At 49.6% G+C, this 14,165-nt stretch carries 14 protein-coding genes and 1 other annotated feature (1 of these 15 only partly in view); of the genes, 7 read left to right on the top strand and 7 right to left on the bottom strand.

What is annotated here, in order from left to right; all coding sequences use genetic code 11:
• Positions 1–84: a sequence feature (Trp leader region), on the bottom strand (it extends 11 nt beyond the left edge of the window).
• On the bottom strand, positions 61–105 hold the full coding sequence (trpL, locus tag ACKI5T_RS09470) for a trp operon leader peptide (protein ID WP_407437182.1): 45 nt from the start codon (positions 103–105) through the stop codon (positions 61–63). Its footprint overlaps the feature before it by 24 nt.
• A 138-nt stretch (positions 106–243) precedes the next feature.
• Here trpL and rnm point away from each other — a divergent pair, with 138 nt between their 5' ends.
• Together rnm and ACKI5T_RS09460 are read left to right on the top strand one after the other, a co-directional pair.
• On the top strand, positions 244–1,128 hold the full coding sequence (rnm, locus tag ACKI5T_RS09465; protein WP_133630148.1) for an RNase RNM: 885 nt from the start codon (positions 244–246) through the stop codon (positions 1,126–1,128).
• Entirely contained in the window at positions 1,125–1,745 is a 621-nt protein-coding gene (locus ACKI5T_RS09460) for an L-threonylcarbamoyladenylate synthase (protein WP_012017592.1), read from the top strand. Before rnm ends, ACKI5T_RS09460 begins: the two co-directional genes overlap by 4 nt.
• A gap of 460 nt (positions 1,746–2,205) precedes the next feature.
• Here the strand turns inward: ACKI5T_RS09460 and ACKI5T_RS09455 are convergent, their stop codons facing one another.
• The 3 genes from ACKI5T_RS09455 to ACKI5T_RS09445 are packed head-to-tail and all read right to left on the bottom strand — an operon-like array spanning position 2,206 to position 4,321.
• Entirely contained in the window at positions 2,206–2,553 is a 348-nt protein-coding gene (locus tag ACKI5T_RS09455; protein WP_407437158.1) for a hypothetical protein, read from the bottom strand.
• The gene (locus tag ACKI5T_RS09450) at positions 2,550–2,945 is read right to left on the bottom strand and encodes a hypothetical protein (protein WP_407437157.1); all 396 of its coding nucleotides are present in this window, start codon (positions 2,943–2,945) and stop codon (positions 2,550–2,552) included. Before ACKI5T_RS09450 ends, ACKI5T_RS09455 begins: the two co-directional genes overlap by 4 nt.
• Positions 2,945–4,321 carry a PAAR domain-containing protein gene (locus ACKI5T_RS09445; RefSeq protein WP_407437156.1) on the bottom strand — a complete coding sequence of 459 codons (1,377 nt, stop codon included), beginning with the start codon at positions 4,319–4,321 and terminating at the stop codon, positions 2,945–2,947. The genes ACKI5T_RS09450 and ACKI5T_RS09445 overlap by 1 nt, the downstream gene beginning before the upstream one ends.
• 559 nt (positions 4,322–4,880) lie before the next feature.
• Here ACKI5T_RS09445 and ACKI5T_RS09440 point away from each other — a divergent pair.
• Entirely contained in the window at positions 4,881–5,285 is a 405-nt protein-coding gene (locus ACKI5T_RS09440) for a hypothetical protein (protein WP_407437155.1), read from the top strand.
• A gap of 641 nt (positions 5,286–5,926) precedes the next feature.
• Positions 5,927–6,802 carry a 23S rRNA pseudouridine(2605) synthase RluB gene (gene rluB / locus ACKI5T_RS09435; protein ID WP_012017591.1) on the top strand — a complete coding sequence of 292 codons (876 nt, stop codon included), beginning with the start codon at positions 5,927–5,929 and terminating at the stop codon, positions 6,800–6,802.
• Positions 6,803–6,836: 34 nt separating this feature from the next.
• On the opposite strand, the gene cobO is transcribed toward rluB, so the two are convergent.
• Both cobO and ACKI5T_RS09425 read right to left on the bottom strand, forming a co-directional pair.
• Positions 6,837–7,427 (bottom strand): cob(I)yrinic acid a,c-diamide adenosyltransferase, encoded by a 591-nt coding sequence (cobO, locus tag ACKI5T_RS09430; protein ID WP_407437154.1) that lies wholly within the window; start codon positions 7,425–7,427, stop codon positions 6,837–6,839.
• A complete protein-coding gene (locus ACKI5T_RS09425) occupies positions 7,424–8,185 on the bottom strand; it encodes a YciK family oxidoreductase (protein WP_407437153.1) in 762 nt (253 codons plus the stop codon). The genes cobO and ACKI5T_RS09425 overlap by 4 nt, the downstream gene beginning before the upstream one ends.
• A 254-nt stretch (positions 8,186–8,439) precedes the next feature.
• Here ACKI5T_RS09425 and sohB point away from each other — a divergent pair, with 254 nt between their 5' ends.
• A complete protein-coding gene (sohB, locus tag ACKI5T_RS09420; RefSeq protein WP_407437152.1) occupies positions 8,440–9,483 on the top strand; it encodes a protease SohB in 1,044 nt (347 codons plus the stop codon).
• Between the two features lie 45 nt (positions 9,484–9,528).
• On the opposite strand, the gene ACKI5T_RS09415 is transcribed toward sohB, so the two are convergent.
• Entirely contained in the window at positions 9,529–9,780 is a 252-nt protein-coding gene (locus tag ACKI5T_RS09415) for a YciN family protein (RefSeq protein ID WP_059179122.1), read from the bottom strand.
• Between the two features lie 399 nt (positions 9,781–10,179).
• Here ACKI5T_RS09415 and topA point away from each other — a divergent pair, with 399 nt between their 5' ends.
• Together topA and cysB are read left to right on the top strand one after the other, a co-directional pair.
• Positions 10,180–12,777: a type I DNA topoisomerase gene (gene topA, locus ACKI5T_RS09410; RefSeq protein ID WP_407437151.1), complete on the top strand. Its 2,598-nt coding sequence runs from the start codon at positions 10,180–10,182 to the stop codon at positions 12,775–12,777.
• Between the two features lie 186 nt (positions 12,778–12,963).
• The gene (gene cysB / locus ACKI5T_RS09405) at positions 12,964–13,938 is read left to right on the top strand and encodes an HTH-type transcriptional regulator CysB (protein WP_012017585.1); all 975 of its coding nucleotides are present in this window, start codon (positions 12,964–12,966) and stop codon (positions 13,936–13,938) included.
• The last annotated feature ends 227 nt before the right edge of the window (positions 13,939–14,165 follow it).

The following is a 14,165-nucleotide window of genomic DNA, read 5'->3' as shown; positions in this document are numbered from 1 at the left end:
CGCATAGTCGCGGGCCAGGTATCTGATTTCGTAACGCACACGAATGACACTGCCCGATATTCAGGAAGTGCGCCACCAACCGTGCAGGGAGAAAAGTGCTTTCATTTTCAGATACCTTCTTGAGTGAACTTTCGTACTAGTTAACTAGTTCGATGGGGCATTGTCAACCCCTGATTTCAGAATTTCCGCGCAAGCCGTTATCATAGCGTTATTAAATACGATAAACCTGTGATGGAAACCGCTTTGAGCGAGACAAAATACGCCGTGATTTATGATTTACACAGCCACACGCAAGCCTCTGATGGGCTGCTCACGCCTGAAGCGCTGGTCCACCGTGCCGTCGAAATGCGCGTGGGGACGCTGGCTATTACCGATCACGACACCACAGATGCCATTCCGGCAGCGCGTGCGGAAATTGCGCGTAGCGGACTGGCGTTGAACCTCATCTCTGGCGTAGAAATTTCCACCGTCTGGGAAAATCACGAAATTCACATCGTGGGTTTAAACATTGATATTGAACATCCGGCGCTGTGTGCCTTTCTGGAAGAGCAGAAAGAGCGCCGCAATCAGCGCGCTGAATTGATCGGTGAACGGCTTGAAAAAGCGTTGATCCCCGGTGCACTGGAAGGGGCTCAGCGCCTCGCCAATGGCGGAGCCGTGACGCGTGGCCACTTCGCCCGTTTCCTGGTTGAGGCCGGTAAAGCCAGTAACTTTGCTGATGTATTCAAAAAATATCTCGCGCGCGGTAAAACCGGTTACGTTCCTCCACAGTGGTGTACAATAAAACAAGCTATTGATGTGATTCATCATTCTGGCGGAAAGGCGGTATTGGCCCATCCGGGGCGTTACAACCTGTCAGCTAAGTGGTTGAAAAGGCTGCTGGCTCACTTTGCCGAACTCGGCGGTGAAGCGATGGAAGTCGCCCAGTGCCAGCAGGCTCCCAATGAGCGCACGCAGCACGCGGCTTACGCCCGCCAGTTCGGTTTACTGGCTTCGCAAGGCTCGGATTTTCATCAGCCTTGCGCGTGGATTGAACTGGGGCGCAAGCTCTGGTTGCCCGCAGGCGTAGAACCGGTCTGGCAGCTCTGGGAACAGCCGCAGCAACAAATTGAAGAGAGGGAAGTATGAGTCAGTTTTTCTATATTCATCCGGATAACCCGCAGGCGCGCTTGATCAATCAGGCCGTCGAGATCGTTCGTAAGGGCGGCGTGATCGTCTATCCAACGGATTCCGGCTATGCGCTGGGCTGTAAAATCGAAGACAAAGGGGCGATGGAACGTATCTGTCGCATTCGTCATTTGCCGGATGGGCATAACTTTACCCTGATGTGTCGCGATCTCTCCGAAATCTCGACCTACGCATACGTGGATAACGTCGCGTTTCGTTTAATCAAGAACAACACGCCGGGCAACTATACTTTCATTCTGAAAGGAACCAAGGAAGTGCCGCGTCGTTTGTTACAGGAAAAACGGAAAACGATCGGAATGCGCGTGCCATCTAATCCGATTGCCCAGATGCTGCTCGAAACGCTTGGCGAGCCGATGCTGTCGACGTCGCTCATGCTGCCAGGCAGTGAATTTACGGAATCCGACCCGGAAGAAATCAAAGACCGTCTGGAAAAACAGGTCGACCTGATTATCCACGGCGGATACCTCGGCCAGCAGCCGACCACGGTTGTTGATCTCACAGAAGATGCGCCTGAAGTGATTCGTGAAGGCGTAGGCGACGTTAAGCCTTTCTTGTAAAGGTATAAGCAGATATTCTACGCGGTCATCAAAATAGCGGAAAATCGCTTTTTTGACCCTAATTCGACGCCTGTGAAGGCGCACAACAAAATAAAAACGCCTTATAAATAAATGCGTTGAGTCGATGTTGCTTATGGCTGTCATCATGTTGTGTGACAGCTTTAACAGCGCTTTGTATCAGCGCTTTGTATCATCGCTTTTATGCACACCATTTTCGAGCCGGTGGCAGGCTTCATTATCAGACGTAAGCCTGATGAAATCGTCCAACGACTCTTCGCGTTACTTTGCTCTAGATCGGCAATAGATCTTCTGTTGTACAAAATCTGCGGAAGGGGGAGAAAGGCGGAACTGACGGGGATTTTTGATACGTTTCAAGGGGAGGCCAGCATTGCTGCTGGCTTATTTTGGGGATGCTATCGAAAGTACAACACTGCTCCGGCGATAACGAATGATACCAATCCTAAAGCAGAGAAAGCGTACTTGACGATAAACCTGTTTTTGAGGTGAGGTGGCAAGTCTCTGATAAACGCAACATCATCATTTGTACTGTCAACTGAGCTTTTGGAAAGATCAAAGGGTTCACGATAAAGTTGATCTTCGCTGCATAACCTGAGCTAAACCCTATAGAATCAGCATTATCGAAGATAATCGCTCCAGCAGGGAGAGAACCAAATTTTTCTTTATACAGCGTGCAGATCGCGGAGAAACGCTTTTTGTTGAGAAATGAGAGCAATGCGACCGCGATACTGCAGACAAGGCTTAATCCTCCAAATCCGCAGATGATTAGATCTGATGGTAAGTTGGTCATTTGTTGACCCAAAGCCATACACCACCGAGAAGTAGGGCAACAAAACCTATTGCCGAGCACACGAATTCTGCGATAAACCAGTATCTGATGTTTGCAGGTAGTCCTCTGATGAATGCAGCGTCATCGATTTTGCTATGTGCAGACTTTTTCCCGTAAATTAACGGATGAATGATAAAGTTTATTTTTGTCGAGTATCCTGCGGTGAAACCGATTACGTCGGCATCTTTTAACACTGCGGCAGCAAGTGGCAAAGATCCAAACTCCGCTTCGTATAATCGGCATACTTCAAGAAAACGCTTTTTGTTTAAAAAAGAAATGACCACCATCATGACGATAGCAACCATCATTACGCCTGAAATGATGAAGAGTAGTAAATCAGATAGAGTAACCATTATTTTGTTACCTCATAGATTTTTTCTCCTAATGTCTCACCAAGTTTGCCACCCAACTCTCCCCCGGTATAACCTGCCGCACCAGTGAAGATTACACCGCAAGCCAGCATTCCAGCACCAGCTGCTTCAATGGTTAAAGCCCCTAAAACAATAGAACAAACAGCTGTAGAGGCACCACCAGATACGAGAACTCCAGCACCAATCCCTCCACCTATACTCATACCAAAACTTCCAACCTCGGTATAAGCCGTTTTTTCGCAGTCTGACCCAACTGTGCAGGCTTCGTAAATCTTATCCAGCCTGTTCACGCCATCAAGAGCGATTCCGACATAGCCCGCTGTTTTCATCATTTTCACATACTTTGCAGCTTTCTCGATGAAGGTGGCGTAGCCCTCAATATCTGCAACTCCAGTCTGATTCCAGCGATGTGTAATCGAACTGGTTGAAAGTCCCAACGCCCGTTTAATGTCTGGGTAGTCCTGCAATGCCAGTTTGTGACGAGTGAAATCCGTTAGAATGCTATCGAGTTCACCGAACAGTTGCCGTCTCTGAACATAAAATTGTTCACTGATCAGTGATCCGCTGGTGATGTACTGATTTTTGTATGCTTGCTGAATCTTGGTCAGAACACTCTCGATCTTCTCAAAGTATTTTCCCGCAGCTTCTGAGGCGATCCCTGTTGTCGTACTGGCTTGAGAGGTAAAAAGATCAATGGTGTCTTTATGTTTATGCAGGAAGTTAGCTTCCTGGATTGTCAGCGGTTCTAACGCCGCATCAACTCGCGCTTTCGCAGCTTTCAGGTGGGCGATTTGTTCGTCGTCCTGCTTTTCAGGATCGACCAGAAGCATAATCGAACCAGCTTTGTATTTTTCATCCGGGCCGTTCAGCGTAGCGAATAGTTCCTTTGCCCCCGCTGGTGGGTTTTCGGTGAATAGCAGACGTTGCCACGCTTCAGTGGTGCCGCCGTAGGGGAGAACGGCAAAACCTGCATCAATACCGGTTTTCTTTTTCGCTGTCTGGGCGTGTTGTTCTGGTTCCTGCTGGGCTTTTTGCACCAAAGGTACATCAGCGACTGCTGATTTAGCGCCCATGATTCCCGGATGACGTTCCCCAGTGAAGCCGGACATGGCGATCACAAAGTTATCTTTGCAGTGGCATAAAACCAGATCTCCATCACCCGCGATGAAACCCGCTTCGAGGAGTCCGGTATAGGTTGCATTGATTTCAAAAGCACCTTTGCAAACATCACACCATGCTTTATCACCAGCCCTCACCAATGGATTGTGGTCTTCATCAAAAATAGTTGATGAGGCGGAAATAATATGCCCGTACCTCGTTTTATTACCTAGTTTTGCAAGCGTTCTTTGCGTAACCATCAGTGGTCCCTCAATGAGTAAGTTCTGTTTCAGGCACTTGTTTTACTTCGAAATGGTCAACAAGAAATCCTTTAGTTGCTCGGATTCCACGGCGAAGCACCAGTATTACTGTACCTTGTGGTGCGCTTATTATTTCATCACCATTGCTGAGGCGACTGCCTACAAGCGCAACACTTTGACCAATGCCATTATGTCCAGCTTCTCCTGCGCCACTGATTATTGCCGCTTCTATACCATCGGGATAAACAATAGTATCCCGAGTTTGAGTTCGGTTTGCTGTTTAGTAATGAGTTCCTGCCATTCTTGACCCATTTCGGCAACTTTTTCATCATTGAACGCTGGTTTATCAAAAGATGCCAGAATTTCAGGGGTAAGATCGTTGTTGTACTGCCTCATAAGTCCCTCTAAGTGTTATGGGAATATTCACAGAGATCATTTTACAAACAATAATCCCATGGGCAACCAGTACTAGACCTAAGTGAAACCTCGTTTCGTAACAGAAGGTTATCCGGTTAAATTGTGGGTGTTGGTCTTCGATAAATTTAAGATAGGGGATGCTATGGCAGGTGTATTGGCAAGCACGGCGGCTGCGGTAGGGATTCTTGATAAAGCGATGAGCATCCCCCAGAAACTGGCGCATCACAGTGATGAACAGGACAAGGCCACGCTCAAACTTGAGTTGACTAATCTGATGGTTGAACTTGCTAACACCAAGATTAAAGCCGTGACAACGCAGACCCTGTTGTTTGATGCTGAACAGAAGATCAAAGATCTTGAAGAGAAGTTAAAAGATAAATCAACTTTCACCTTCAAACATGGGCTGTACTGGAAAGGGGGTGATGAAACTGCATTTTGTCCGAAATGCTATGAGGTCAATCAGATAAAAACTCACATGGTTTTATTTCCTGCGGGCCAGACCTACAGCGCCTATTGGTCCTGCCAAAACTGTCGCTTTTCAACTTGATTGTATTAGATCAGAGCTGATCTCGCAGCCAACAAATTGCTTGCCTAATCCGATAGAGTAAGATGTGTCGGTGGTATTGTGAGTTACTCCATGGCGTGAGTTGCTTAACGTCGTTCGAGGAAGGCACCCATTTCCACGCCGGGCCATCCCCAAATATCAGGGGCGCTGGTGGCCTGATAGGGCGCTAATTGCCTCGTAAAAGGCTCAGGAAACCTGCTCAGCCTTGATACGCTGTACGGTGCTGGGGGAAACGTTGAAATTTTTCGCAATGGTAGCTGTCAACGTCCTGCTTAGTGGCGGCTCGGTAGCCTTGAATCTTCCGCTTAAACTCGTCTATATACATTGTTCCATTCTGAACGAGCGGGATGTATGGGTGGATCTGATTCATGACTAATTCAGTTTGCTTTTGGCTGTCAGTACCAAGACTCAGACACACAAAACTTGTTGAATCATTTAGTCTAAAGTTAGTGTAGTATGTGCGCCCACGAATCAATGTGTGTGACAGCTTGTGTGACATATTGCTTGCCATGCTGTGTACCATGAAATAGTTACATATCAGTGAGTTAAGTTGTTATTGGTGCTCACTCGTTGTTTTTGAAAGTACACCAGACGCCTGTGAAGGCGACACCTGAGGAAGCTCAATGAGCGAGAAATTACAGAAAGTGCTGGCGCGTGCTGGCCACGGTTCACGCCGTGAAATCGAAACTATTATTGAAGCCGGTCGCGTCAGTGTAGATGGCAAAATTGCCAAGCTGGGCGATCGTGTGGAAGTCGTCGCGGGAATGAAAATTCGTCTCGACGGCCACGTGATCTCGGTGAAAGAGTCCGCAGAACAGATTTGTCGCGTGCTGGCTTACTATAAGCCGGAAGGCGAATTGTGTACCCGCAACGATCCGGAAGGACGTCCAACCGTTTTTGATCGTCTGCCAAAATTGCGCGGTGCGCGCTGGATTGCTGTCGGTCGTCTGGATGTTAACACCTGCGGTTTGATGTTATTCACTACCGATGGTGAACTGGCTAACCGCCTGATGCACCCGAGCCGCGAAGTTGAACGCGAATATGCGGTGCGTGTCTTCGGTGAAGTTGATGAACATAAACTGCGTGATTTGTCGCGCGGCGTTCAGCTTGAAGATGGCCCAGCAGCGTTTAAAACGATCAAATTCACCGGCGGTGAAGGCATCAACCAGTGGTACAACGTCACTCTGACTGAAGGTCGTAACCGTGAGGTGCGTCGTCTTTGGGAAGCCGTGGGTGTGCAGGTTAGCCGACTGATTCGTGTGCGTTATGGTGACATCCTGCTGCCGAAAGGCCTGCCGCGCGGTGGGTATACGGAGCTGGATTTAACCCAGACCAACTATTTACGGGAACTGGTCGAACTCAAACCAGAAACCACGTCGAAAGTGGCGGTTGAGAAAGATCGTCGCCGCGTGAAAGCGAATCAGATTCGCCGCGCAGTGAAGCGCCATAGCCAGGTGAGCCCGACTCGCCGTTCTGGCAGCCGTAATAACAACGGCTAAAAAATAAACCCGGCATCGCCGGGTTTTTTCTTATCTAGTAGTCGATCCCAACCTGCGCTTTTATACCCGCGTCAAAAGCGTGTTTAACAGGGCGAAGCTCACTGACCGTATCCGCATAGTCCAGAATCTCCCGGTGGCATCCGCGTCCCGTTACGATGACCGTCTGGTGTGAGGGGCGGTTTTTCAGTGCAGTCAATACCTCTTCCAGTGACAGATAATCGTAGGCCACCATGTAGGTGATCTCATCGAGCAACACCATATCGAGCTGCGGATCGGCAAGCATCCGTTTTGCGTGCTTCCACACGGCAAGACAGGCTGTAGTATCGCTTTCGCGGTTTTGCGTGTCCCAGGTAAACCCGGTCGCCATGACCTGAAATTCCACGCCGTGAGGCTCAAGCAGATTGCGCTCGCCGTTGGGCCATTCACCTTTAATGAACTGCACCACACCCACTTTCTGGCCGTGACCGACGGCGCGCGTGGCGGTCCCAAAAGCCGCTGTCGTTTTCCCTTTTCCATTTCCGGTAAACACGATGACGATACCGCGCTCGTCCTGGGCTGCAGCGACGCGGGCGTCAACCTGTTCTTTCAGTCGTTGCTGGCGTTGCTGGTGGCGATCTTCACTCATTGAGAAATTCCTGGCTTACGGCCCGGCTGGGCATCAAAGGTCATTCCGGTTTTACGACGACTGTCATCGCCCATCAACCACAGATAAAGCGGCATAATATCCGCCGGCGTTTTGAGCTTTTGTGGGTCTTCTGAAGGGAAGGCGCTGGCGCGCATTTTAGTACGCGTACCACCCGGATTAATGCAGTTGACGCGCAAATGTCGGCTTTGATATTCCTCCGCAAGGACCTGCATCATACCTTCGGTGGCAAACTTCGATACCGCATACGCGCCCCAATTTGCGCGGCCCTGGCGGCCCACGCTCGATGATGTAAAGACCAGAGACCCGGAATCAGACTTCAGTAATAAAGGAAGAAGGGCCTGAGTCAGGAAAAATGTACCGTTGATATTCACCTGCATAACCTGTTGCCAGATTTCGGCGTTTTGCTCATCCATGGGACGAACTTCACCGAGTAAACCGGCATTGTGCAACACCCCGTCAAGACACGGATAATCACGGGCAATGTGCTGGGCTAACTCGCGGCATGACTCTTGCGTGCAGGACAACAAATCCAGGATGTACCAGTGAGGCGGCGTGCCGCTGATTTCGGCAATTTCGTCAGCCACGCTACGTAATTTGTCTTCGTTTCGGCCCAGCAGCACTACGCTGGCGCCGTATCGGGCGTAGGTCAGCACGGCTTCGCGACCTATACCGTCGCTGGCGCCCGTGACAAGGATGATGCGGTTTTGCAGTAAATCTTTTTTCGGTTGATAGTGCACGGTGACTCCTGCGGCGCTGAACACATCGTCTGCGCCTGCTTTTTGTTCGCTTTTCGGTTTTATGCCCGAAACGGCGCATGATTTCAATCAGTCTACAGGAGAGAACGCTTCGAAATTAACAATTTGCAACTATTTCTACCATCAACGCCTATTACTGAAAGCTGCTCGCACGGGCATTGTTGCGAGCGAGACGCCTGACGATGGCTGTTGTACACTGGTCGGGAAAGATTCGTGGTTAAATCAAGGTGGAACACGTGGAATTACTTTCTGAATATGGTTTGTTTCTGGCTAAAATCGCAACGGTCGTCATCGCGATTATCGCCATTGCGGTCCTGCTCGTGAATCTGACGCAGCGTAAGCGTCAGCGCGGCGAGTTACGTATTACCCGCTTAAGTGAGCAGTATAAGGAGATGCAGGAAGACATGTCGGTCGCTTTGCTGGATGGTCATCAGCAAAAGATGTGGCATAAAGCGCAAAAGAAAAAGCACAAGCTGGAAGCTAAAGCGGCAAAAGCGAACGCTAAACAGGCGCAACAGGAAGTCACCAAACCACGCGTTTATGTTCTGGATTTTAAAGGCAGTATGGATGCGCATGAAGTGTCATCATTGCGCGAAGAAGTGACCGCGGTTTTGGCCGTGGCCAAACCGCAGGATCAAGTCGTTCTGCGGTTAGAAAGCCCGGGTGGCGTGGTTCACGGTTACGGTCTGGCTGCGTCGCAGTTACAACGTTTGCGTGATAAGCAGATTCCGTTAACGGTAGCGGTAGACAAAGTGGCGGCGAGCGGCGGATATATGATGGCCTGCGTGGCCGACAAAATCGTGGCGGCTCCCTTTGCCATCCTGGGGTCAATAGGCGTGGTCGCGCAGATCCCTAACTTCAATCGCTTCTTGAAAAATAAAGAGATCGACATTGAACTGCACACTGCCGGGCAGTACAAAAGGACGCTGACGTTGCTCGGTGAAAATACCGAAGAGGGTCGTCAGAAGTTTCGTGAAGACCTCAATGAAACCCATCATCTGTTCAAAGATTTTGTGCATCGCATGCGTCCTTCGCTGGATATTAATCAGGTGGCGACAGGTGAACACTGGTACGGCATCCAGGCGCAGGAAAAAGGACTGGTGGACGAGGTCGGCACGAGCGACGATTTGCTACTGAGTTTAATGGACGGGCGCGAACTGGTTGGCGTGCGATTCACTCGGCGTAAACGACTGTTGGATCGCTTTACGAACAGTGCCGCCGATAGCGCGGATCGTCTTCTGTTGCGCTGGTTGCAGCGCGGGCAAAAGCCGCTGCTGTAAACGACGTTAAAAAGAAACGCGAGGCATTTGCCTCGCGTTTTACGTTTAATCGATCAGGTGATATTTCTCTGAGAGCGCATGGGCCAGGTATTTGAACATGTTGAATACTGCCGTGCTCTTGGGGGTGGGCAAACCTTGCTCATCAAGAAAGTATTCACCGCTGAACACCAGCACACCATTACGTTGCTCAACGCCGGTGGCTTCAATTCCCGCCAGGGTATCTTCGTGGTCACGAATCAGTTTGTTCGCTTCTACAAGCAAAGTTTCACGATCGATGGGTTGGCTATTTTGCTGCATATTCCACTCCTTAAAAAGTGGCTTTAGTCTACGCCGGACACTCTCCATGGGCAAATTTTCCCTGTAAATCGAGGGGCTACAGCGCAGGGGCAAAGCTGGCGTGATTTGTTTTTGCATGCTAATAAAGTTGCGTAACAGATTTTATCAGGTACAGTGTGCGCTTTCGTCAATCTGGCAACAGAATTGCTTGACATTCGACCGAAAGTCCGTCGCATAGTCATTTTGATGTAAGTAAAAATGCCCGATATCTCAATCACCTGGATGTTCAAATTTCGGCGTCTGGTAAGAAATAGGGTTGATATCCCCTGGTAACGATGCAATATAAAAAGCACGTCGCCAGTGGAAGGGGAATCAACGTGCGGCGTATTCCTGGAAGAATTAAATTAGGTAAAGGTGAATATGGGTAAAGCTCTCGTCATCGTTGAGTCCCCGGCAAAAGCCAAAACGATCAATAAGTATCTGGGCAATGACTATGTGGTTAAGTCCAGCGTTGGTCATGTCCGCGATTTGCCGACCAGTGGCTCAGCCAGTAAAAAGAGCGCAGACTCTACCTCCACCAAAGGGGCTAAAAAGCCTAAAAAGGATGAACGTAGTGCGCTCGTCAACCGTATGGGTGTCGATCCATGGCACGAGTGGGAAGCACAATACGAAGTGCTTCCAGGCAAAGAAAAAGTCGTCAATGAGCTGAAGCAGCTCGCAGAAAAAGCTGACCACATTTATCTCGCAACCGACCTTGACCGCGAAGGGGAAGCCATTGCATGGCACCTGCGGGAAATCATTGGTGGTGATGAAACACGTTACAGCCGTGTTGTCTTTAACGAGATAACCAAGAATGCGATTCGTCAGGCGTTTGAAAAGCCGGGCGAACTGAACATTGACCGTGTAAATGCCCAGCAGGCGCGTCGTTTTATGGACCGCGTTGTGGGTTATATGGTCTCACCACTGCTGTGGAAAAAGATCGCCCGTGGACTTTCCGCAGGCCGCGTACAATCTGTTGCGGTGCGTTTAGTTGTCGAACGTGAACGCGAAATTAAAGCGTTTGTACCCGAAGAGTTCTGGGAAATTGATGCGAACGTCACTACGCCTGCCGGTGATGCGCTGCCGTTGCAAGTCACTCACGAAAATGACAAAGCTTTCCGTCCTGTTAATCGCGACCATACCATGGCTGCGGTTGCGCAACTGGAAAAGGCGCGTTATCAGGTCGTTGAGCGTGAAGATAAACCGACCAGCAGCAAACCTGGCGCACCATTCATCACCTCCACTTTGCAGCAGGCGGCCAGTACACGTCTGGGCTTTGGTGTGAAGAAAACCATGATGATGGCGCAGCGTTTGTATGAAGCGGGCTACATCACCTATATGCGTACTGACTCGACGAATCTGAGCCAGGATGCCGTCACCATGGTGCGTGACTACATCGGTGAAAACTTCGGTAAGAAATATTTGCCGGAAAGTGCGAACCAGTACGCAAGCAAAGAAAATTCTCAGGAAGCGCACGAAGCAATTCGTCCTTCTGATGTGTCCGTTGTTTCCGAATCCCTGAAAGATATGGAAACCGACGCACAAAAACTTTATCAGCTGATCTGGCGCCAGTTTGTTGCCTGTCAGATGAATCCTGCGAAATATGATTCTACCACGCTGACCGTCGGCGCTGGCGATTTCCGTCTTAAAGCTCGTGGTCGCATCTTGCGCTTCGACGGCTGGACGAAAGTAATGCCTGCGCTGCGCAAAGGCGATGAAGATCGTATTTTGCCACCGGTAAACAAAGGCGATGAGCTTTCGTTGACTGAACTTATTCCTGCTCAGCACTTTACCAAGCCGCCTGCACGTTTTAGTGAAGCCTCGTTGGTTAAAGAGCTCGAAAAACGCGGTATTGGTCGCCCGTCGACCTATGCGTCGATCATCTCGACCATTCAGGATCGTGGTTACGTCCGCGCTGAAAACCGTCGTTTTTATGCTGAAAAAATGGGTGAGATTGTCACAGACCGTCTGGAAGATAATTTCCGCGAGCTGATGAATTACGATTTCACCGCGCAGATGGAAGACCGTCTGGATCAGGTGGCGAACCATCAGGCTGAATGGAAAAATGTACTGGATAGTTTCTTCAGTGATTTTACCGAGCAGTTGGCAAAAGCCGAGAAAGATCCGGAAGAAGGCGGCATGCAGCCTAACCAGATGGTGCTGACCAGCATCGACTGCCCAACCTGCAGCCGTCAGATGGGTATTCGTACCGCGACGACGGGCGTGTTCCTCGGTTGTTCCGGTTATGCGTTACCGCCGAAAGAGCGTTGCAAAACCACCATTAACCTGGTGCCAGAGAATGAAGTTCTCAACGTTCTGGAAGGTGATGACGCCGAAACCAATGCGCTGCGCGCGAAGCGTCGTTGCCAGAAATGCGGCACGGCGATGGACAGCTATCTGATCGATCCGAAGCGTAAATTGCATGTCTGCGGTAATAACCCAACGTGTGACGGGTATGAGATCGAAGAGGGCGAGTTCCGCATCAAAGGCTATGACGGCCCTATCGTGGAGTGCGAGAAGTGTGGTTCTGAAATGCACCTGAGAATGGGGCGTTTCGGGAAGTACATGGCCTGTACCAACGAAGAATGTAAAAACACGCGTAAGATCCTGCGTAATGGTGAAGTGGCTCCTCCGAAGGAAGATCCGGTCCCGCTGCCTGAATTGCCGTGTGAAAAGTCTGATGCCTATTTTGTTCTGCGTGACGGTGCTGCAGGGGTCTTCCTTGCTGCGAACACCTTCCCTAAATCGCGCGAAACCCGTGCGCCGCTGGTGGAAGAGTTGTATCGTTTTCGCGATCGTTTACCGGAAAAACTGCGTTATTTGGCCGACGCGCCACAGCAGGATCCGGAAGGGAATAAAACCGTTGTCCGCTTTAGCCGTAAAACGAAGCAGCAATATGTGTCTGCTGAGAAAGAGGGTAAAGCGACCGGATGGTCCGCATTCTTTATTGACGGAAAGTGGGTTGAAGGTAAGAAATAATCTTTCATAACCTCAACTTACCTTTGAAGGGCCGGGATTCCGGCCCTTTTTTATTGCACGCTTATTAATTTTTGTTCCGTACTATACAGTCAGGCTATAAATGATATAGTGGTTATAGTTAACACCTTTCTTATTATTAAATCGTATTAAGCGATTGCCCGTGTACGCTAAATCGGATGGTCTGGCATGAAACTACAACAGCTTCGTTATATCGTTGAGGTGGTCAATCACAACCTTAACGTTTCTTCGACTGCAGAAGGTCTCTATACCTCTCAACCCGGCATCAGTAAGCAGGTCCGCATGCTGGAAGATGAGTTGGGCATTCAGATTTTTGCCCGCAGCGGTAAGCATTTGACGCAGGTGACGCCTGCGGGTCAGGAAATCATTCGTATCGCCCGGGAAGTGCTGTCAAAAGTTGATGCGATTAAATCTGTCGCTGGCGAACATACCTGGCCTGATAAAGGGTCTCTTTATATCGCCACGACCCACACGCAAGCGCGCTATGCATTGCCGGGTGTGATTAAAGGCTTTATCGAACGCTATCCCCGCGTGTCACTACATATGCATCAGGGTTCTCCTACGCAAATTGCCGAAGCGGTTTCTAAAGGTAACGCTGATTTTGCTATCGCGACTGAGGCGCTTCACCTCTATGACGATCTGGTGATGCTGCCGTGCTATCACTGGAATCGTTCGATAGTGGTGACGCCGGATCATCCGCTGGCAGGAAAGGGATCGGTAACGATTGAAGAGCTGGCGCAGTATCCGTTGGTCACCTACACCTTTGGTTTCACCGGACGCTCAGAGCTTGATACAGCTTTTAATCGTGCGGGCTTAACGCCGCGTATTGTTTTCACCGCCACAGATGCTGACGTGATTAAAACGTATGTGCGTCTCGGCCTCGGTGTTGGGGTGATTGCCAGCATGGCGGTAGACCCGGTCTCAGATCCCGACCTGGTTCGTCTGGATGCACACGATGTCTTTAGCCACAGCACGACTAAAATTGGCTTCCGCCGCAGTACATTCCTGAGAAGTTATATGTACGATTTCATTCAACGCTTTGCGCCACATTTAACGCGTGATGTTGTCGATACCGCCGTCGCGTTGCGTTCAAATGAAGATATTGAAGCGATGTTCCAGGATATTAAGCTCCCGGAAAAATAATGACATCCGGTATCTTCCCACCCGGGAAGATACCGAAATAATGCCCTAAAGCTAAATTAGAATTATCATCATCTCCATCTCCCTGAACATATAACCGGATAAACATTACCGGTTTATTGTAAAAACTGTCGCGAAATTGCGACAAAAGTAGAAACTAAATTCCCACTTCGCAAATTCCTCGTTTCAATTATTTATTTCTGGTCAAAAGATTAACTAATTCCCTGGAA

It is taken from the genome of Lelliottia sp. (genome assembly GCF_045627565.1).
Lineage (GTDB): Bacteria > Pseudomonadota > Gammaproteobacteria > Enterobacterales > Enterobacteriaceae > Enterobacter.
Note: the sequence above shows the minus strand (reverse complement) of the source record. Positions and strands in the feature narration are given on the sequence as shown.

What these genes read in the sequence shown, in the direction of transcription:
- ACKI5T_RS09415 (WP_059179122.1), bottom strand. Translation starts at nt 9,780, where the DNA reads ATGCAGCAAAATAGCCAACCCATCGATCGTGAAACTTTGCTTGTAGAA.
- cobO (WP_407437154.1), bottom strand. Translation starts at nt 7,427, where the DNA reads ATGAGTGAAGATCGCCACCAGCAACGCCAGCAACGACTGAAAGAACAG.
- cysB (WP_012017585.1), top strand. Translation starts at nt 12,964, where the DNA reads ATGAAACTACAACAGCTTCGTTATATCGTTGAGGTGGTCAATCACAAC.
- ACKI5T_RS09455 (WP_407437158.1), bottom strand. Translation starts at nt 2,553, where the DNA reads ATGACCAACTTACCATCAGATCTAATCATCTGCGGATTTGGAGGATTA.
- rluB (WP_012017591.1), top strand. Translation starts at nt 5,927, where the DNA reads ATGAGCGAGAAATTACAGAAAGTGCTGGCGCGTGCTGGCCACGGTTCA.
- ACKI5T_RS09460 (WP_012017592.1), top strand. Translation starts at nt 1,125, where the DNA reads ATGAGTCAGTTTTTCTATATTCATCCGGATAACCCGCAGGCGCGCTTG.
- topA (WP_407437151.1), top strand. Translation starts at nt 10,180, where the DNA reads ATGGGTAAAGCTCTCGTCATCGTTGAGTCCCCGGCAAAAGCCAAAACG.
- ACKI5T_RS09440 (WP_407437155.1), top strand. Translation starts at nt 4,881, where the DNA reads ATGGCAGGTGTATTGGCAAGCACGGCGGCTGCGGTAGGGATTCTTGAT.
- ACKI5T_RS09450 (WP_407437157.1), bottom strand. Translation starts at nt 2,945, where the DNA reads ATGGTTACTCTATCTGATTTACTACTCTTCATCATTTCAGGCGTAATG.
- ACKI5T_RS09445 (WP_407437156.1), bottom strand. Translation starts at nt 4,321, where the DNA reads ATGGTTACGCAAAGAACGCTTGCAAAACTAGGTAATAAAACGAGGTAC.